The sequence below is a fragment of the Actinosynnema sp. NPDC004786 genome (genome assembly GCF_053601135.1).
In genome coordinates, this window is the sequence record NZ_JBSGBG010000022.1 from 33,675 (window position 1) to 51,342 (window position 17,668).

General features: G+C 74.8%; 17 protein-coding genes. 6 read left to right on the forward strand and 11 right to left on the reverse strand.

Going from position 1 to position 17,668, the window contains the following annotated elements; genetic code table 11:
* Positions 1-40 precede the first annotated feature (40 nt).
* Positions 41-442 carry a DUF3224 domain-containing protein gene (locus ACWEFJ_RS20895; RefSeq protein ID WP_378094380.1) on the reverse strand — a complete coding sequence of 134 codons (402 nt, stop codon included), beginning with the start codon at positions 440-442 and terminating at the stop codon, positions 41-43.
* Positions 443-491: 49 nt separating this feature from the next.
* Between ACWEFJ_RS20895 and ACWEFJ_RS20900 the strand changes: the two genes are divergently transcribed.
* Positions 492-1,487 (forward strand): helix-turn-helix transcriptional regulator, encoded by a 996-nt coding sequence (locus ACWEFJ_RS20900; protein ID WP_449714739.1) that lies wholly within the window; start codon positions 492-494, stop codon positions 1,485-1,487.
* 56 nt (positions 1,488-1,543) lie between these two features.
* On the opposite strand, the gene ACWEFJ_RS20905 is transcribed toward ACWEFJ_RS20900, so the two are convergent.
* The 3 genes from ACWEFJ_RS20905 to ACWEFJ_RS20915 all read right to left on the reverse strand — a co-directional run bounded on the left by ACWEFJ_RS20905 (position 1,544) and on the right by ACWEFJ_RS20915 (position 5,312).
* Positions 1,544-2,080: a hypothetical protein gene (locus ACWEFJ_RS20905; protein WP_378094384.1), complete on the reverse strand. Its 537-nt coding sequence runs from the start codon at positions 2,078-2,080 to the stop codon at positions 1,544-1,546.
* Positions 2,081-2,548: 468 nt separating this feature from the next.
* Entirely contained in the window at positions 2,549-4,330 is a 1,782-nt protein-coding gene (locus ACWEFJ_RS20910; RefSeq protein ID WP_449714740.1) for a substrate-binding domain-containing protein, read from the reverse strand.
* Positions 4,331-4,427: 97 nt separating this feature from the next.
* Positions 4,428-5,312, reverse strand: coding sequence for a 3-methyladenine DNA glycosylase (locus tag ACWEFJ_RS20915; RefSeq protein WP_378094388.1), 885 nt, complete (start codon positions 5,310-5,312; stop codon positions 4,428-4,430).
* 105 nt (positions 5,313-5,417) lie between these two features.
* Between ACWEFJ_RS20915 and ACWEFJ_RS20920 the strand changes: the two genes are divergently transcribed.
* Positions 5,418-6,623, forward strand: a complete 1,206-nt coding sequence (locus ACWEFJ_RS20920) for an MFS transporter (protein WP_449714741.1) — start codon at positions 5,418-5,420, stop codon at positions 6,621-6,623.
* Positions 6,624-6,816: 193 nt separating this feature from the next.
* On the opposite strand, the gene ACWEFJ_RS20925 is transcribed toward ACWEFJ_RS20920, so the two are convergent.
* Genes ACWEFJ_RS20925 through ACWEFJ_RS20935 form a run of 3 tightly spaced genes read right to left on the reverse strand, consistent with a single transcriptional unit; the run spans position 6,817 to position 8,653 of the window.
* A complete protein-coding gene (locus ACWEFJ_RS20925) occupies positions 6,817-7,086 on the reverse strand; it encodes a hypothetical protein (RefSeq protein WP_378094392.1) in 270 nt (89 codons plus the stop codon).
* A gap of 60 nt (positions 7,087-7,146) precedes the next feature.
* A complete protein-coding gene (locus ACWEFJ_RS20930) occupies positions 7,147-8,088 on the reverse strand; it encodes a CU044_5270 family protein (RefSeq protein ID WP_449714742.1) in 942 nt (313 codons plus the stop codon).
* On the reverse strand, positions 8,081-8,653 hold the full coding sequence (locus ACWEFJ_RS20935) for an RNA polymerase sigma factor (RefSeq protein ID WP_449714743.1): 573 nt from the start codon (positions 8,651-8,653) through the stop codon (positions 8,081-8,083). Before ACWEFJ_RS20935 ends, ACWEFJ_RS20930 begins: the two co-directional genes overlap by 8 nt.
* 145 nt (positions 8,654-8,798) lie before the next feature.
* Here ACWEFJ_RS20935 and ACWEFJ_RS20940 point away from each other — a divergent pair, with 145 nt between their 5' ends.
* Complete coding sequence (locus ACWEFJ_RS20940; RefSeq protein WP_378094398.1) at positions 8,799-9,470, forward strand: LmbU family transcriptional regulator; 672 nt, start codon at positions 8,799-8,801, stop codon at positions 9,468-9,470.
* A gap of 39 nt (positions 9,471-9,509) precedes the next feature.
* Here the strand turns inward: ACWEFJ_RS20940 and ACWEFJ_RS20945 are convergent, their stop codons facing one another.
* The 3 genes from ACWEFJ_RS20945 to ACWEFJ_RS20955 form a co-directional block, all read right to left on the reverse strand.
* Positions 9,510-10,544, reverse strand: coding sequence for a hemolysin family protein (locus ACWEFJ_RS20945; RefSeq protein WP_378095889.1), 1,035 nt, complete (start codon positions 10,542-10,544; stop codon positions 9,510-9,512).
* Positions 10,541-11,884, reverse strand: coding sequence for a hemolysin family protein (locus ACWEFJ_RS20950; RefSeq protein WP_378095887.1), 1,344 nt, complete (start codon positions 11,882-11,884; stop codon positions 10,541-10,543). The genes ACWEFJ_RS20945 and ACWEFJ_RS20950 overlap by 4 nt, the downstream gene beginning before the upstream one ends.
* Before the next feature lie 151 nt (positions 11,885-12,035).
* Positions 12,036-13,076, reverse strand: a complete 1,041-nt coding sequence (locus ACWEFJ_RS20955) for a LacI family DNA-binding transcriptional regulator (protein WP_449714744.1) — start codon at positions 13,074-13,076, stop codon at positions 12,036-12,038.
* 122 nt (positions 13,077-13,198) lie between these two features.
* On the opposite strand from ACWEFJ_RS20955, the gene ACWEFJ_RS20960 reads away from it, so the two are divergent.
* Genes ACWEFJ_RS20960 through ACWEFJ_RS20970 form a run of 3 tightly spaced genes read left to right on the forward strand, consistent with a single transcriptional unit; the run spans position 13,199 to position 16,283 of the window.
* Complete coding sequence (locus ACWEFJ_RS20960) at positions 13,199-14,338, forward strand: Gfo/Idh/MocA family protein (RefSeq protein WP_378095879.1); 1,140 nt, start codon at positions 13,199-13,201, stop codon at positions 14,336-14,338.
* The gene (locus ACWEFJ_RS20965) at positions 14,335-15,453 is read left to right on the forward strand and encodes a dihydrodipicolinate synthase family protein (protein WP_449714745.1); all 1,119 of its coding nucleotides are present in this window, start codon (positions 14,335-14,337) and stop codon (positions 15,451-15,453) included. Before ACWEFJ_RS20960 ends, ACWEFJ_RS20965 begins: the two co-directional genes overlap by 4 nt.
* Positions 15,450-16,283: a sugar phosphate isomerase/epimerase family protein gene (locus ACWEFJ_RS20970; RefSeq protein ID WP_449714746.1), complete on the forward strand. Its 834-nt coding sequence runs from the start codon at positions 15,450-15,452 to the stop codon at positions 16,281-16,283. Before ACWEFJ_RS20965 ends, ACWEFJ_RS20970 begins: the two co-directional genes overlap by 4 nt.
* Positions 16,284-16,292: 9 nt before the next feature.
* On the opposite strand, the gene ACWEFJ_RS20975 is transcribed toward ACWEFJ_RS20970, so the two are convergent.
* Positions 16,293-17,612 (reverse strand): Dyp-type peroxidase, encoded by a 1,320-nt coding sequence (locus ACWEFJ_RS20975; protein WP_449714747.1) that lies wholly within the window; start codon positions 17,610-17,612, stop codon positions 16,293-16,295.
* Positions 17,613-17,668 lie beyond the last annotated feature (56 nt).

The window sequence follows — 17,668 nt, forward strand, 5'->3', positions numbered from 1 at the left end:
CGCCCTCGGGCGGCCGGGGTTCCGCGCGTCCGGCGGGCCTTCAGCCGATCCGGTGGTCCAGCTCGAACCGGCCCGGCTCGCCCTGCGGCCACGTGACGCGGCCCGTGCCGGTGAGGCCCGCGAGATCGCCGGACGCGGAGACCACGGTGACGGTGGAATCCGCCACGCCGCCGCGGAAGCCGCCCACGTGGTGCAGGACGAAGCTGCCCGCCCGGCCGTTCAGGGCGCCCGTGACGACCTCGTAGCCCGTGGTGGAGCAGGAGTCGTCGTCCGCGTAGGACATGACGAAGCGCAGGTCCCCCACGCCTTCCAGGTCGCCGGTGTACGTGGTGGTCATGCCGCCCACCGTCTGCTTCGGGCCGGTGACCTCGTCGTAGCGCTTGCCGTCCCAGGTGTGCTCGTCCCAGCTGTTCATGGTCGCGTTGGCGCGTGCGGTGCTCATGGCGGCCAGCCTGCCGGGCATACCTGACACCTGCTGTCAGGATGGTGGCATGCGCGCCGGCCGATTGCTGTCCCTGCTGCTCCTGCTCCAGTCGCGGGGCCGGATGACCGCGCAGGAGCTGGCCGACGAGCTGGAGGTCTCCGTCCGCACGGTGTACCGCGACGTCGAGGCCCTCGGCTCGGCCGGCGTCCCCGTCTACGCCGACCGGGGCCCGGCGGGCGGCTACCGGCTGGTCGACGGCTACCGCACCCGGCTGACCGGGCTGACCACCGAGGAGGCCGACTCGCTGTTCCTGGCGGGCATGCCGGGACCGGCGGCCGAGCTGGGGCTCGGCGCGGTGGTGGCCGCGGCGCAGCTCAAGGTGCTCGCGGCGTTGCCGCCGGAACTGCGGTCGCGGGCCGCGCGCGTGCGGGAGAGGTTCCACCTCGACGCGCCCGGCTGGTTCCGGGGCGGCGAGGGCACGCCGCACGTGGCCGCGATCGCGGACGCGGTGTGGCAGCAGCGCCGGCTGCGGATCCGGTACGTGCGGTGGGCGCAGGTCGAGGTGGAGCGGACGGTGGACCCGCTCGGGCTCGTGCTCAAGGCCGGCACCTGGTACCTCGTGGCCCGCACGGGGACCGGACCCGGACCCGCCGACGGCGGGCGCGCGGACGACCTGCGCACGTACCGGATCTCCCGGGTGCTGGAGCTGACCGCGCTGGACGAGTCGTTCGAGCGGCCCGGGGGGTTCGACCTGGCGGAGTTCTGGGCGGGCTGGTCGGAGCGGTTCGAGCGGCGGCTCTACCCGATGCGGGTGACGGTCCGGATGACGCCGGACGGGCTGCGCGGCGCCCGGGTGCTGCTCGGCCTGGCCGCCGCCCGCGAGCTGCGGGACGTCGAGCCGGAGGGGGAGTGGACGACCGTGCGGGTGCCGGTCGAGTCGCTGGAGCACGCCGCCGTGGACCTGCTCCGCCTCGGTCCCGAGGTGGACGTGGTCGAGCCGCCGGAGCTGCGCGAACGCGTGATCGCCCGGATCGCCGCGATGGCCGCCGTCTACGGCCGGTGACCGGGCGGGGGGAGACGCCCCGGTGGCCCGCGAGCGCCTCCCCGTGCCGCGGACCGCTACCGCTCGAACGCGGTCGCGCCGCTGTAGTTGCAGATGGACGGGGCCATCACCTCGGCCGGGCTGCCCCAGCCCGCGCACTGGTACGAGGAGTGGCCGTACCAGTTGTGGCCGAACTCGTGCGCGGCCAGCAGGGCGTCGTCGTTCACGCCGCCCATGTAGAGCGCGATCCGCTGGCCCGCGCCCCAGTTGCAGCCCACCACCCGGCTGCCGCCGCCGCAGTCGGTGATGTAGCCGTTGCGGCACTCGACCGGGGTGCCGCTGGAGCTGCTCTCGGTCAGACCGCTCCACGCCCGCGCGCCGGCGCGGATGGCCGACGCGTACGGCGAGCAGGAGCTGAGGATCCGGTAGGTCCGGGCGTTGGGCACGGGCCAGGCCGCCGCCGTGGGCGGCGAGGCCAGCGCCGCGGGCGCCGCGGCCAATTCCACGACACTGGTGGCGTGCCCGTCGCCGGCGAACGCGCTCTGCGAATTCGGCGCGACCAGGACGGCGAGCACGAGCGCCAGCAGGGCAGGCGCCAGGAACACTTTCCTCACGGTGTTCGTCCTTTCGTGGGCAGGGAACTCGACGTGTGCAGGGACGTCGAAGCACCCGAAGTTACGAGCCCGTCGGACCCCGATCAACCGGTTCGAAAGGCAATTGACCGGCGCGGAACGATCAGTGTTGCGGCAGAGGCCAGGAAAAACCGGACTCCCGGAAGATCGGAAATAAATCGGGTGTGAATTTAACAGGTCGAATGGACGCGGTGGTGTCCTTCGTTCGGCGCGTTTCGGCGCGCCGCCGCCACGCGCCGCAGCCGTCACGACCGGGGCGCGGGCCGCCGCCGGGCGGCCTGCCGCCGTTCGGGTGCCGGGTCGGGGCGGACCGGTCGCGGTGGGCAGCCGAGGGAACCTCGGATCCGGCCGGTGCGCCGGTCGGGGCGGGCGAGCGGCGGCCGGCGGGACACCGGGATCCGGCCGAGCGGTGCGGTCGGCGCGCCGACGGCGGCGGCCGGGGCGGAGCGGCTAGTCGGCCGACAGGAGTTGGCCGAGGGCGGCGTCCACGCCGCGACCGTCCGCGACCACCGACAGCGTGCCGCCGGTCGAGCGGGCCAGTTCGGACAGCGGCTCGCGTTCCGGGTCCGGGCCGAGCGCGATCACGCTGATCGCGATGTCCTTGCCCGGCTGCCTGGCCGAGGCCAGCGCCGCGGTCAGCTCCCCGAACGTGAGGCCGCCGTCGTTCACGCCGTCGGTCAGCACCACGATCCGGTTGCGCTTGCCCTCCTGGTAGTCGGCCAGCATCCGCTCGTACAGCGCGAGCACGCTGGTGTAGAGCTGGGTCGCGCTGCGCGGTTCCAACCGCGCCACGCCGTCCAGCAGCGCCTGCCGCTGGGTCGCGACCGGGCCGGTGGCCACGAGCTGCCGGTACGGCTTGTCCCCGTCGAGCTGCCGGGAGAACTCCCACAGCCCCAGCGACCCGGACACCGACCGGTTGACCTGCCCGGACAGCGCCTGCTTGACCCAGTCCATCCGGCTGCGGCCGTCGCCGCCGGCTTCCTCCATCGACTTGGACGTGTCCACCAGCACGGTGACGACCTGGCCGCCGTCCGCGGTGGCCCACGCGGCGGAGATCTGCTGGGCGGTGTTGGCGTCGGCGGGCGTGAGGGTGTCGGTGACGGCGGCCCAGCGGATGCCCGGCGACGGCTTCGGACGCTCGGTCGTGGCCTCGACGCGCAGGCCCGCGGCGGCCAGGATCTTCTGCTGGTCGGGCTCGCGCAGGAACTCCCGGAACGCCTGCGCCGCGCGCACCTGCGCCTCGCCGACCCAGTCGCCCGCCAGCGGCACGAACGGGAAGTCGGCGATCGGCGTCGGCCCGCCCGCCGCCACCCCGTACAGCGGCTGCGACGGCGGCGTGCCGGTGTCCTTGCCGGTGTTGTGCCGGTACAGGTCCACCTCGAACACCGGCACCGCGCTGAACCCGGCCGCGTTCACCGCGGTGTCGTCGCCGAGCAGCTTCATCGCCTCCCACGTGCTCGCGGGGGTCTGCTCGGGCCGGGACGCCGCCAGCGCGCTCATCGTGCTCTTGACCGGGTCGAGCGCCAGCATCTCGGTCGTGACCGGGCCCTTGCCCTCGGGGCTCGCGCCCGCCAGCGCGGACTGCACGGCCATCGCGGTGGCCGTGTTCGTCGCCGGGTCCGGCATGGCGACGGTGAACCGGCCCCACTCGGGGTGCCCGAACCGGCCCCAGCCGTCCGCCGCGCCGGTCAGTTCGGGCAGGTCGGTCCACCGGAACCCGGAGCCGGACTGCACCGCCTGCGCCGGCTCCCGGGGCAGCGCGAGCAGCACGGGGCTCGCCGCGATCGACTCCGGCGCGGCCCCGAGCAGGGTGGCGTTCTGCGCGGTCAGCCGGTTGGCCCACAGCATCGAGTCGGTGACCCACGCGTGCGGGCGCTCGCCGAGCTTCCCGGCGTCCCAGCCCTGGGTCAGGCCCTGCAGCACGACCTCGGAGTCGATGGACTGGACCTCGACCTGGATGCAGTGGTCGTAGACCACGGGCCGCTGCTCGCTCCACGCCTCGGCGACCTGCTTGACCGCCTCGGCGACACTGGGCGTCGACGCGATCCGCAGCAGCGCGTCGCCCTCGTTGCAGTCGCCCGCCTGGGCGGCCGCGCGGCGTTCCACGATCCCGCCGACCCAGGTCCAGCCGACCCACCCGAGCGCCACGAGGACCACCAGGCCGACGATGGCCACCGGCCATTTGGCGATGCCGCGCCGCACCTTCGTCCGCAGCGCGCGGTGTCGAGACATCGTCTTCCTCTCAGCGTCCGACCGAACACGGCTGGCGAATCCCGACCGGCGTCAAACTAACAGGTGACACCTGGTGCGGGGGTGAAGTCACGCCAGGTCATCGAGTGGTGACGGGAACCGCCGAGAGCACGCGGAGCAGGTCGATCAGCCGCGCCCTCAGCGGCGCGGCGGCCTCGGCGAACGCGCTCTGCTGCCGCACGTACTCGGCCCGGCCTTCGGGGGTCTCGATCGGCACCGGCCCGTAGCCGAGCCCGGCCAGGTCGTACGGGCTGGCCCGCATGTCCAGCTCGCGGATGCGCACGGTCAGCTCGAAGCAGTCCGCGACCAGCTCCGACGGCGTGGCCGGGTCGAGCTTGTAGGCCCACTTGAACAGGTCCATGTTCGCGTGCAGGCAGCCGGGCTGCTCCAGCTCGACCTGCGTCTCCCGGGTCGGCTGGAGCGCGTTGCGCGGCCGGGCGTCGGGGGTGAAGAAGCGGAACGCGTCGAAGTGCCCGCACTGCACCCGCTGCGACTCCACCACCCGGTCGGTGCCCTCGCTGCCCAGCCGCAGCGGCCACGCGTTGTGCCGCACCTGGTCCGGCCGCTGCCGGTAGACCATCGCCCACTCGTGCAGGCCGAAGCAGCCCAGGCGGGGAGCCCGGCCGGCGGTCGCGGTGAGCAGCCGGCCCGCGAACGCGATCGTGTTGGCGCGTTCCCGGGCGAACGCCTCGACGTCCAGCGTCACGCCGTCCGGGGTGCGCCGGTACAGCGGCCACCGCAGGTAGGCGTCCGCCGCGTCGCCCTCCAGGACCACGCCCGGACCGGGGTGCCAGCGCTCCAGCCGCGACGGGCGGTGCGAGTAGTACGAGAACAGGAAGTCCATCACCGGGTGCTTGCGGCCCGCGGCCTTGCGCTCGTGGTGCGGGCCGGTCCACCGCCGCACCCGCTCGGCGTGCGCGTCCCGGCGCGCGGTCCACTCCGCTTCGGACAGCACGACCCCCACGTCACCAGGGTACTTCGGGCCGGCCGGCGACCCGCGCGAGGTCCGCGGGTTGAGCCCTCGCTAAATCGTGTGGCCGTGCCGGGTCTTCTTGGCAGGGTGGCGGTCATGTCCAGGGGGTGGGTGCGGCTGCAGGCCGTCGCGGTGTCGGGTTCGGTGGCCGAGGGGCTGATGTTGGCGGTGTTGCCGTGGATCGCGGCGGCGATCACCTCGGACCCGAGGCAGCTGTCGCTGGTCAACGTGGTGGGCCAGGCGCCGTGGCTGTTGTTCTCGCTGTTCGCGGGCGTGCTGATCGACCGGGTGCGGCGCAGCGCGGTGCTCGCGTCGGCCTACGCGGTGCAGGCGTGCGCGGCGCTGGCGCTCGCCGTGGCGGGCGTGGCGGACGCGCTGAGCCTGCCGTTGCTGCTGGTGGTGGCGTTCGTCGTGACGTCGGCGCAGGTGCTCGGGGACGGGGCGAGCGGCGCGCTCGTGCCGGAGGTGGTGGAGCCGGCCCGGTTGGCGACGGCGAACACGCGGCTGATGGTGATCGACCGCGGGGTGGTGCAGTTCGCGGTGCCGCCGGCGGCCGGGTTCCTGGTCGCGTTCGGCCTCGGCACGCCCGCGTGGGTGGCGTTCGGGGCCGCGGTGGTGGCGCTCGTGCTGGTGCGGGGGCTGCGGTCGGCTCCGGCGACGCCGTCGGCCAAGCACCCGCTGCGCGACATCGGCGAAGGGCTGCGGTTCCTGGTCGGGACGCGGCTGCTGCTGGCGATCACGGTCTCGGTGGCGCTCGGGTCGTTCGCGGCGAGCGCCACGATGGCGATGTTCGTGCTGTACGCGAAGGAGCTGCTGGGGCTGGGCTCGGTCGGGTACGGCGTGATGCTCGCGGTGATGGCGGCCGGGTGGGTGGTGTCGTCGCTGTTCGTCGGGCGGGTGGTGGACCGGCTCGGCTACGCGTGGTCGATGCGGCTGGCGCAGGTCGGGATGGTGGTCGGGCTCGCGCTGATCGCCGTGCTGCCGCCGTGGGCGTGGGCGATCGGGGTGGTGATGTTCGCCGAGTCCGCGATCGTGATGGTGTGGAACGTGTGCTCGCAGTCGAGCCGCCAGCGCTTCACCCCGCCCGCGCTGCTCGGCCGGGTGCTGACGAGCCACCGGGCGCTGGCCTGGGGCCTGACGCCGCTGGGCGCGCTGGCCGGCGGCTTCGTGGCCGCCGGGTTCGGGCTGCGGGCGGTGTGGGTGATGGGCGCGCTCGTGCAGGTCGGGGCGCTGGTCACGTCGTGGCGCTACCTCTCGCCGCGCGCGTTCCGCGAGGCGGAACTGGTCGCGGCGGGCCGCTGACGAGGGGCGAGGGTGGGTGCTCGGCGGGCGCACGGGTGGGGCGGGCGGACACCGGTTCGTGCCGGACCCGGGCCGGCGGGCCGCTGACGGGCGTGCGGTTCGGGCCGCGGGCTGTCGAGCCGCCGACGGGTGCCGGCCCGAGCCGGTGACCGGTCCGGTTCGTGCCGAACCGGGGCCGGCCCGCCGGACGCCCTCAGAGCGGGGGGATCAGGCCGGGGAACTTGCGGGCGCCCGCGCAGTGCGGGCACTCGCGGCCGTTGTCGACGGTGCGCGGCGTGCCGCCGATCACGGCCGAGGTCGGGTTGGCGATGAACCCCGCGCCGCCGCACAGGTGGCAGATGGTGCGCGGCTCGGAGGTCACGCCGAACAGGTCGTCCTCGTCCTCTTCGTCATCGTCGTCGAAGCCGTCCTCGTCCTCGTCCGGGTCGAAGTCGTCCTCGTCGTCATCCTCGCGCGGCTCCACGTGACCAACCGTAGTCGGGTGGGACCGGCGGCGCGTCGCCGGCCGGTCCCACCCCCCGCCTCAGGGCTGCTGCCCCGCCTGGTCCACCACGGCCTGCTCGACGATCGCGTGGAAGTTCGTGCCGAGCAGCTCGTAGGTCTCCGCGTCGAACACGATCACCACCGGCTTCGCCTCGGGCGACGACCCCGCCGGCACCGGCCACGTGATGCCCACCCCGGCCCGGCCCGCCGCGTCCCGCGCGTCCGGCACCACGGACAACCCGGGCACCCGGGCCGCCGCCTCGTACAGCGCGGCCCTCGACGCCGGCGGCAGGAGGTCCTCGTTGATCAGCGCCAGCACGTCCTTGCCGCGCGCGTTGACGCTGCCCGGCTCGCCGCCGGCGTTCGCGTCGAGGTAGGCCAGCATGCCGTCCACGTCGGTGGGGAGGTCGGAGCGGTAGGCGGGCCTCGGCTCGCACGGCTCGGTGACGCCGGGCAGCGGGTCGGGGCCCTTGTGGACGGCCATCCGCCCGTCCCGGCAGCCGGGCATCGGCGTGGTCGTGCCGTCGCCGTGGTTCAGCAGCCCGTCCCGGGTGCCGTCGACCGACAGCCAGATCTCCCGCTCCGCCGTGCCGTCCCCGGTGCTGCGGGTGTAGACGAACTGGTCGGGCCGGGGCGCGGCGGCCGGGTCCGCGCGGGCCGCCTCGGCGGCGAAGGCCAGCAGCCGCACCGAGTCCGTCACCGGCCGGACGTTGTCCTCCGACGGGCCGGCGGACGTGGCCGCGGCCTGGCCGCCCGGTGTCGTTTCACCGGACGGGAACAGCGTGACCGCCGCGGCCACGGCCGCCGCCAGGCCGATCGCCGCCGCGCCGGCCGGCACGTGCCGGGACCGGCCCCGGCGCGGTCGCCCCGCGCCCCGCGCCGCGACCCCGGCGAGGAACGCCGCCCGCGCGGGGGCCAGCGCCGCCTCGTCCGGCAACGGCGTCCCGTCACCCAGTTCGCGCACCAACCGCAGCTCATCCATGGTTCAGCAACTCCTCGACCTCGGTGGGGTTCTGCCCGCCCAGCGCCTGCCTGACCTGGCGACGGGCCCGGTGCAGCCGGGACCGCACCGTGCCGACCGGGATCGCCAACGCGGCGGCGACCTCCTCGTAGCTCAGGTCCTCCCACGCGACCAGCAGCAGCACGTCGCGGTCCCCGGCGGACAGCGCGCCCAGCGCGCCGGTCAGCGACGACCGCAGCGCGCCCGCGGTCACCTCGGCGGCGACGCGGTCCGCGTGGTCCTGCTCGACCGGGTCGCCGCCGGTCGCGCGGTAGCGGCGGGCCTCCTGCCTGCGGTGCTGCCCGACGAGGTTGGTCGCGATGCCGTACAGCCACGGCCGCGCCCCCGGCCGGGTCCGGTCGTAGCGCTCCCGCTTGTCGAACGCGGTGAGGAACGTCTCGGCGACGAGGTCGTCCGCGACCTGGTCGCCGAGCCTGCGCGCGAGGTAGCGCCGGATGTGCGGCGCGTGCCGGTCGAAGAGCGCCGCGAACTCGTCCGGCCGGCGGCGCGACCGTTCGATGATCTCGGCGTCGGTGGGTGGTGTCATGGTGGCCTTTCGGGCTGGTCCCGTGGCGGGCGGTCACCTGTTCTCCGCCGCCGGGCCGGATCGGGTTCACGGTGTGAGCGGAAGTTGACCGGTGTGTGAGAGGCCCCCGATAGCAAGGAGATCCACACAGCATCAGGGGGAACAAGTGGACAAGGTGAACGCGGTGCCGCGCCGGCGTCCCGTCGGCGCGGTCGAGAGCCGGATCCTCACCACGCCGGTGGGGCTGGCGTTCCCGCGGGACGTCACGTTCGAGACCTGGGAGCAGGCGGGGCAGCGGATCGCGCGCATCGCCAGCTCGTCGGCGTGGTACCTCGGCGACTGGCTGGTCTTCGGCCAGGACAAGTACACCGACCGCTACCGTCGGGCGGTCGAGGCGGTGGGGCTCGACTACCAGACGCTGCGCAACTACGCGTGGATCGCGCGCAAGTTCGACCCCTCCCGCCGCCGCCGCGGCCTGCCGTTCCAGCACCACGCCGAGGTCGCCGCGCTGCCGCCGGCCGAGCAGGACCGGTGGCTCGACCGGGCCGAGCGCGAGGGCTGGTCCCGCACTGTGCTGCGGCGGGCCCTGCGGGACAGCCGCCACCCCGGCTCGAAGCCGCTGCGCGCGGTGATGCCGCGGGTCAGCGCGGCCGGCGAGGCGGTGGACCGGTGGCGGCGGGCCGCGATGGCCGCCGACACCGACTTCGAGGCGTGGGTCGTGGCCGCCCTCGACCGCGCCGCGGACCGCGACCTGGAGCTGGTCAGCGTGCCCCCGCTGGAGGAGCCGCCGGCGGCGCGGGAGGTCCTGGAGCTGCCCGCGGTGCGGCCCGCGTCCTGACCGGTCGGGCGGTGGTGCGGACGTCCGCACCACCGCCCGTCACAGCTCGCGGCGCACGTGCGTGCCGTCGCGGACGGTGCCGACGTACTCCTCGACCAGATCCTCCAACGCCACCACGCCCCGCACCACGCCGTCGGCCGACACGGCCTGTGCCAGGTGGCTCTGCGACCGCCGCAGCGTCGCCACCGCGTCGTCCAGGCTCGCCTCGGCCGGCACCCGCGGCAGGCCGCGCACCCGACCCGGCGGCACTCGCGTGGACGGGTCCGCGTCGGCGAGGTCCAGCACGTCCTTGACGTGCAGGTACCCGATCAGCCGGTCGCCCTCGCGGACCGGGAAGCGGGAGAAGCCGGTGGTCGACACCGCCGCCTCGACCTCCTCCATGGTGGGCCGCGCCGACACCGACGTGATCCGGTCCAGCGGCACGAGCACGTCGGCCACGGTCCGCTCCGCCGAGGACAGGGTCTGCGTGAGCCGCCGGTGCTCGGAGTCCTCCAGCAGCCCCTCCTGCCGCGACTGCCCGATCAGCAAGGCCAGTTCGTCCCGCGTGTACGCGGACTCCAGCTCCTCCCTCGGCGTCACGCCCACCAGCCTCAGCACCGCCGTGGACACCACGGTGAAGCCGCGCAGCAGCGGCGCGACCAGCCGGCAGAACCACAGGTGCGCGGGCACCAGCAGCAGCGCGGTCCGCTCGGGGCCGGCGATGGCCAGGTTCTTCGGCACCATCTCGCCCAGCACGGTGTGCAGCGCCACGACGATGATCAGCGCCAGCGCGAACGCCACGCCGTGCCGCACCGCGTCCGGGATGCCGACGCCGAGGAACGGGGCCTCCAGCATCGCCGCCACCGCGGGCTCGCCCAGCGCGCCCAGGCCCAGCGAGCACAGCGTGATGCCGAGCTGCGCGCCCGCGATCAGCAGCGGCAGCTCCCGGCCCGCCTTGATCACCGTGCGGGCCCGGCTGCTGCCCTGCTCGGCCAACGCCTCCAGCCGGTCCCGGCGGGCGGTGATGATCGCGAACTCCGCGCCGACGAAGAACGCGTTGCCCGCCAGCAGCAGCAGGATCGCGAGCACGCTCATCGCGACGACCCCAATCGGTCGGGCGTCGCCGGGTCCTCGACGCGGGCCACCCGCAGCTCCGCCACCCGGTGCCGGTCCATCTGCACCACGGTGATCCGCCAGTCGTCCACCCGGATCTCGTCGCCGGCGTCGGGGATGCGGCCCAGCCGGGCGAGCACCAGGCCCGCCACGGTCTCGTAGTCGCCCTCGGGCATCCGGAACCCGGTCGCCTCGGCGATCTCGTCGTCGCGCAGCAGCCCGGACACGAGCCACGCCTCGCCACCGAGCCGGCGCACCGGCGCGGTCTCCCGCCGGTCGTGCTCGTCGCGCACGTCGCCGACGATCTCCTCGACCACGTCCTCCAGCGTCACCAGGCCCGCCGTGCCGCCGTACTCGTCCACGACCAGCGCCGTCTGCAGGCCGGAGGCGCGCAGCCGGTCCAGCAGCGCGTCGCCCTCCAACGTCGCGGGCACCGTCTGCACCGGGCGGGTCAGCGCCGACAGCGGCGTGGTCGCCCGCTGCGACCTCGGCACCCCGAACGCCTGCTTGACGTGCACGATGCCGCGCACCTCGTCCAGGTCGCCGTGGTAGACCGGGAACCGGGAGAACCCCGTCTCGCGGGCCTTGGCCACCAGGTCCAGCACGGTCGCGTCGGCGCGCAGCGACTCGACCCGCACGCGCGGGGTCATCAGCTCCTCCGCCGTGCGGTCGCCGAACCGCAGCGAGCGGTCCAGCAGGGTCGCGGTGCCGGGGTCGATGGTGCCCTGCTCGGCGCTGGAGCGGATCAACGCGCCCAGCTCCTGCGGCGAGCGGGCCGACGCCAGCTCCTCGGCGGGCTCCACGCCCAGCCTGCGCACCAGCCAGTTCGCGGTGCCGTTCAGGGCGGTGATCAGCCACCGGAACACGGCGGAGAACCCGGCCTGCACGCCCGCGACCGCGCGGGCGGTCTCCAGCGGCCTGGCGATCGCCAGGTTCTTCGGCACCAGCTCGCCGAACACCATCGACAGCGCCGTGGCCAGCGCCAACGCGAACGTCAGCGCGATCGGCCCGGCCGCCGAGGCGGGCACGCCCACGCCGGTCAGCGCGGGGGAGATCAGCTCGGCGATGGCGGGCTCGGCGATGTAGCCGGTGATCAGCGTGGTGATCGTGATCGCGAGCTGGGAGCCGGAGAGCTGGAACGACAGCGACCGGTGCGCCTTCTCCACCGTCCGGGCCTTCGCGTCACCCACCTGGGCGACGTGGGACTCGATGGTGCTGCGCTCCAGCGCGGTGAGGGAGAACTCGGCGGCGACCGCGATGAACGTGCCGATGGTGAGCACCACCACGGCGGCGAGGCCGAGGACGCTGAGCAGGATGGTCATGGGGCCCACCCGGGGTGGGACTGGCGGGGCTGGCAGCCGGGTATCGGACCCGGCTCGGTACTGCCGCCCGGGGACTGCGCGTCGCGCACGGAAGTGATCACTCCTCGCGAGGGGTGGTCGAACGGTGTCCAGAGTAGAGCGTAACCGCCGGTCAGCGCAGTCCGGTACCGCTGGGCGAGGAAGTGCTCGCCCGCAGCACGACCTCCCCCGCCACCCGGACCGTGCGCGGTCCGGCGTCCACGTCGTCCAGCACCAGCCGGGCCGCGCGCTCGCCCATGTCCTCCAGCGGCAGCCGCACCGTGCTCAGCGCCGGCACCAGGTCGCGCAGGGTCGGGATGTCGTCGAACCCGGCCACCGAGACGTCCTCCGGCACCCGCAGGCCGCGTTCCCGCAGCGCCGCCATCGCGCCCATCGCCATCACGTCGTTCACGGCGAACACGCAGGTCGCGCCGGTGCGGGCGGCGACCAGGTCGGCCACCGCCGCGTAGCCGCCGTCCCGGGTGAAGTCGCTGGCGATGACGTGCGCGTCGGGCAGCGCCAGGCCCTCGTCGGCCAGGCCCGCCCTGAACCCGGCCAGCCGGTCGCGCGCCACCAAAAGGTCCGGCGGACCCGCCAGGACGGCGAACCGGCGGTGGCCGAGCGCGGCGAGCCGGCGGGCCAGCGCCCGCGCGCCGGACCGGTTCGCGGGCACCACGGTGTCCGTGCCGAGCTTGGCCTGGGAGACGCACGCCACCCGGCCGCCCTGCGCGGTGAACGCGGTGATCTCGTCGGCGAGCCGACGCGACGCCGCCCGGTCGGTGGTGCGGCTGCCCGCGATCACCACGGCCCGGGCCCGGTGCGCGCGCAGCGTGTTGACCAGGTCCACCTCGCGGCGCGGGTCGCGGCCGGTGGTGCCGAGCACCACGACCAGCCCGGCGTCCTCGGCGATCCTGGTCACACCGGCGGCGATGCTGGAGAAGTAGGGGTCGGCGATGTCGTGCACCACCAGGCCGACCAGCAGGCTCGAGTTGCGCGCGAGCGCCTGGGCCGAGGCGTTGGGCAGGTAGCCGAGCCCCCGCGCGGTGCCGATCACCCGGGCCCGCAGCTCCTCGCTGACCTGTCGGGTGCTGCCGTTGAGCACGCGCGACGCGGTCGCGAGCGACACGCCCGCGTGCTTCGCGACTTCCGCCAGCGTGACCTGCCGCGACGTCAACGCCGCCTCCTTCGCGCGTTCCTGGTCGGCCGAGACTAGCCGTCCGGGAGGTTGACGTCCGAGAGGAGCCGACCGTAGCGTGTTGGAAAGCGCTTTCCACATCACTTGAGCGGGGTGTTCGCATGGCGGTGCGCACGATCGGCGTCGCGTTGAACGGGGTCACGGGGCGGATGGGGTACCGGCAGCACCTCGTCCGGTCGATCCTGGCCATCCGGGACCGCGGCGGGGTCAGGGTCGGTGACGACGTGCTGGTCCCCGAGCCGTTGCTGGTCGGCCGCAACGCCGCCAAGCTGAAGGACGTCGCCGAGCGGCACGACCTGCCCCGCTGGACCACCGACCTCGACGCGGCGCTCGGCGACCCGGACGTGCAGGTCTACTTCGACGCGCAGGTGACGTCGGCGCACGTGGCGGCGCTCACCGCGGCCATCGACGCGGGCAAGCACGTCTACAGCGAGAAGCCGGTCGCGGCCACCCCGGAGGAGGTGCTGGAGCTGGCCCGGCGCGCCGACGCGGCGGGCGTGCGGCACGGCGTGGTGGCCGACAAGCTGTACCTGCCCGGCATCCGCAAGCTGAAGCGGCTGCTGGACGGCGGCTTCTTCGGCCGCGTGCTCTCGGTGCGCGGCGAGTTCGGCTACTGGGTGTTCGAGGGGGACTGGCAGGCCGCGCAACGGCCGTCGTGGAACTACCGCGCCGAGGACGGCGGCGGGATCGTCGTGGACATGTTCTGCCACTGGAGCTACCTGCTGGAAGGGCTGCTCGGACCGGTGGAGGCGGTCACCGCGCGCGCCGTCACGCACATCCCGACGAGGTGGGACGAGAACGGCGAGCCGTACGAGGCGACCGCGGACGACGCGGCCTACGCGATCTTCGAGATGGCGGGCGGCGTGGTGGCGCAGGTCAACTCGTCCTGGGCGGTGCGGGTGCGCCGCGACGAGCTGGTCGAGTTCCAAGTGGACGGCACGCTGGGCAGCGCGGTGGCCGGGCTGCGCAACTGCGTGGTGCAGCCGAGGGCGATCACGCCCAAGCCGGTGTGGGACCCGGACGTGCCGTCCGCCATCGACTTCCGCGCGCAGTGGCAGGACGTGCCGGACAACGAGGTGTTCGACAACGGGTTCCTGGTGCAGTGGGAGGAGTTCCTGCGGCACGTCGCCGTCGGCGCGCCGTTCGCGCACGACTTCCATTCCGGCGTGCGCGGCGTGCGGCTGGCCGCCCTGGGCCTGGAGTCCTCGCGCACGGGCCGGCGGATCGAGGTGCCGGCATGACGGTCGTGTCGCTGCCCGGCCGGGACGGCGCGTTCCGCGAGCACGAGCTGTCCCCGCCCCGCGCGTGGCGGACCGGGTCGTTCTCCTCGCGGGTCGCGTTCGCGGCGGCGCATGTGGTCGCGGACCCGTTGGGCGGCAACGTCCCCGGCGCGCCCGCCGCGCTCGACTGGGACGCCACGCTGGCGCACCGGATCCGGTTGTGGGAGCACGGTTTCGGGGTCGCCGAGGCCATGGACACCGCGCAGCGCGGCATGGGCCTGGACTGGGACGCCGCGCTGGAGCTGATCCGGCGCAGCGCGGCCGTCGCCACGGGCCGGTTGGCGGCCGGCGTGGGCACCGACCACGACACGGCCGACCCGCTGACGGCGTACCGGGAGCAGTTGGCGGCCGTGGTGGAGGCGGGCGCGCAGCCGATCCTGATGTGCAGCCGCAAGCTCGCCGCCGCCGCGCGCGGGCCCGAGGACTACCAGAAGGTGTACGCGGCGCTGCTGGAGGAGGTGGACCGACCGGTCGTCCTGCACTGGCTCGGCACGGCGTTCGACCCGGCGCTGGAGGGCTACTGGGGCTCCTCCGACATCCCGACCGCCACCGGCCACTTCCTCGACCTGGTCAGGGCCTACCCGGACAAGGTGGACGGGGTGAAGGTGTCGCTGCTGGACGCCTCGCACGAGGTGGGCCTGCGGCGGGAGCTGCCGGCGGGCGTGCGCTGCTACACCGGCGACGACTTCCACTACCCGGAGCTGATCGCCGGGGACGCCGTCGGGCACAGCGACGCGCTGCTGGGCATCTTCGACGCCATCGCGCCCGCCGCGGCCGCTGCGCTGCGGGCGTTGGACGCGGGCGACCTCGCCACCTACCACGAGGTGCTGGAGCCCACGGTCGCGCTGTCGCGGCACCTGTTCGGCGCGCCCACCTACTACTACAAGACCGGCGTGGTGTTCCTGGCCTGGCTGGCCGGGCACCAGGACGCGTTCGTCATGGTCGGCGGGCTCCAGTCGGCCCGCGACCTGGTGCACCTCGGCGAGGCGTTGAGGTTGGCGGACCTGGCCGGGCTGCTGCCCGACCCGGACCTGGCGGCGGACCGGTGGCGTCGGCTGGTGGGGGTGCTGACGTGAGGCTGTCGTTGAACCAGGCCACGGTGAAGCACGCGTCCGTGCCCGAGGTGGTGGACCTGTGCGTGCGGCACGGCATCCCGGCGGTCGGGCTGTGGCGGGACCCGGTGGCCGGGCACGGGCTGGCGCGGACCGCCGCGCTGGTCGCCTCGGCCGGGCTGGAGGTGTCGTCGCTGTGCCGCGGCGGCTTCTTCACCGGCGTGGACCAGCGGCTGGACGACAACCGGCGGGCGATCGACGAGACCGCCGCGCTGGGCGCGCAGTGCCTGGTGCTGGTGCCCGGCGGCGTGCCGGACCGGGACCTCGTCGCGGCCCGGCGCCGGGTGGCGTCGGCCTTGGAGGTGCTCGCGCCGTACGCCGCGGAGGCGGGCGTGCGGTTGGCGCTGGAGCCGATGCACCCGATGTTCTGCGCCGACCGGGGCGTGGTGTCCACGTTGGCGCAGGCGTTGGAGCTGGCCGCGCCGTACCCCGCCTCGGTGGTCGGGGTCGTGGTGGACGCGCTGCACGTGTGGTGGGACCCGGCGCTGGCCGCCGACGTCCGCCGGGCGGGCCCGCGGATCCACTCCTACCAGGTGTGCGACTGGGTGACCCCGCTGCCCGCCGACGTGCTGCTGGGCCGAGGGCTGCCCGGCGACGGGCACATCGACCTGGTCGGGCTGACCTCGCTCGTCGCCGGCGCCGGGTACGCCGGGTACGTCGAGGTCGAGGTGTTCAACGAGGAGGTGTGGGCCAGGCCGTTCGACGCGGTCGCCGCGGACCTCGTGCGGCGGCACGCGAACGGGTGGGAGCCGGTCGTGGACGGCGGCCACGACCGGCTGCCCGTCACCCCTTAGCGGGGTCGTTCAGGGCCGGCGGGGCAGTTCCCGCCCCGCCGCGAGCAGCCGCAGCGTGCTGATCGACGGCACCAGCGCGTACAGCGCCCCGGTCGTCCGCACGAAGCGGCTGCCCAGCACGGCGTCGACCCCGGAGGGCGCGCCGCGCTCGCCCGGCACGTGGTCGGGGTTGCGGGCCCACGCCTGCTGGACGTGCTCGAACTGGTCCTCCAGCGACGTGCAGTGGGCCACGAACAGCAGGCCGCGCTCGACGTCGTCGGCCGACCCGTCGCGGGGCGGGCCGAACGGGATGCCCCGGCGCAGCAGGCGGTGCTGCCGGGGCGTCCGGTGGGTGAACGCCCTCGGGTTGGCCTTGCGGATGTGCGCCGGGCACGGCGTCGTCACGCCCGCCGGGTCGTCGGCGTAGTCGAAGTCGTTGCCCCGGGCGGCGGCCAGCGGCCGGCCGTCCGGGCGCCTGCCGACGGCGGCCGGCCCGAGCCCGCGCGCCTCCACGGCCCGGTGCCAGCCGTCCACGTCCTGGGCGAGGCGGCGGATCACCTGGATCGAGCCGTCGGTGAGCCACGCGGCGGCGTCCGGGCGGTCGGACTCGGCGGGGTGGCCGAAGACGAACTCGCCCGGGTTCACCAGCAGCGACCCCGGCCGGCCCGCGCGGTGCCCGGGGCGGTCGGGGTCCTCGGCGTGGAAGCCGCGGACGCCGGGCTGCGAGATGCCGTCCTTGTACCCGAAGTGCTCGTGGCCGCGCCGCTCGCCCGGCAGCGTGGCGGCGTGCTCCTCGTGGACGAGCGCGACGCCGAGGAGGGTGTCGAGCACGTCGAGGTCCCGCACGCGGTCGGCCAGGCGGGCCGGGTCGTCGGACGCGACCGTGACGACGGCGTGGACGTGGTGGTCGTCGCGCCCGAACACCCAGCGGGACGGCGCGGAGACGCCCGTGTCGCCGTTGGCGCGGGCGGCCTGCTCGGCGGTGTGCGGGAAGTGGGCGCGCAGGTCGTCGCGGGTGGCGTCCGGGTTGACGCTCAGCTCGACCAGGGCCTCCGGGGTGAGCGACACGTTCGCCCAGGTGGCCCGCAGGCCGGCGGGGTCGCGGCCGGACAGCGCGCGGCCGAGGGAGAAGACCTCGTTGAAGTCCTCGACCTGGGCGGTGGTGGCGACGTGGCCCAGCATGGCGGCCAGCCAGGTCCGGGCGAGCCCTTCGTGGGTGAAGCGGACGAAGCGGAAGACCTGGTGGTCCTTGTTGAACGCGGCGAGCACGTTGCCCTGGATCTCGTGCGACCCGCGCAGGGGCGGACGAGCCCCGGTCCGCGGCGCGGCGTGGTGCAGCAGGTCGGTCATGCGATCACCCCTACTGGAAGGAGCGTCACGGTCCGCTACGGATACGTCGCGCTGAG

Excerpts from the sequence above, each read along its gene's own strand:
- ACWEFJ_RS20895 (WP_378094380.1), bottom strand. The coding sequence starts at position 442 with ATGAGCACCGCACGCGCCAACGCGACCATGAACAGCTGGGACGAGCAC.
- ACWEFJ_RS20900 (WP_449714739.1), top strand. The coding sequence starts at position 492 with ATGCGCGCCGGCCGATTGCTGTCCCTGCTGCTCCTGCTCCAGTCGCGG.
- ACWEFJ_RS20910 (WP_449714740.1), bottom strand. The coding sequence starts at position 4,330 with ATGTCTCGACACCGCGCGCTGCGGACGAAGGTGCGGCGCGGCATCGCC.
- ACWEFJ_RS20920 (WP_449714741.1), top strand. The coding sequence starts at position 5,418 with ATGTCCAGGGGGTGGGTGCGGCTGCAGGCCGTCGCGGTGTCGGGTTCG.
- ACWEFJ_RS20930 (WP_449714742.1), bottom strand. The coding sequence starts at position 8,088 with ATGGATGAGCTGCGGTTGGTGCGCGAACTGGGTGACGGGACGCCGTTG.
- ACWEFJ_RS20935 (WP_449714743.1), bottom strand. The coding sequence starts at position 8,653 with ATGACACCACCCACCGACGCCGAGATCATCGAACGGTCGCGCCGCCGG.
- ACWEFJ_RS20945 (WP_378095889.1), bottom strand. The coding sequence starts at position 10,544 with ATGAGCGTGCTCGCGATCCTGCTGCTGCTGGCGGGCAACGCGTTCTTC.
- ACWEFJ_RS20950 (WP_378095887.1), bottom strand. The coding sequence starts at position 11,884 with ATGACCATCCTGCTCAGCGTCCTCGGCCTCGCCGCCGTGGTGGTGCTC.
- ACWEFJ_RS20960 (WP_378095879.1), top strand. The coding sequence starts at position 13,199 with ATGGCGGTGCGCACGATCGGCGTCGCGTTGAACGGGGTCACGGGGCGG.
- ACWEFJ_RS20965 (WP_449714745.1), top strand. The coding sequence starts at position 14,335 with ATGACGGTCGTGTCGCTGCCCGGCCGGGACGGCGCGTTCCGCGAGCAC.
- ACWEFJ_RS20975 (WP_449714747.1), bottom strand. The coding sequence starts at position 17,612 with ATGACCGACCTGCTGCACCACGCCGCGCCGCGGACCGGGGCTCGTCCG.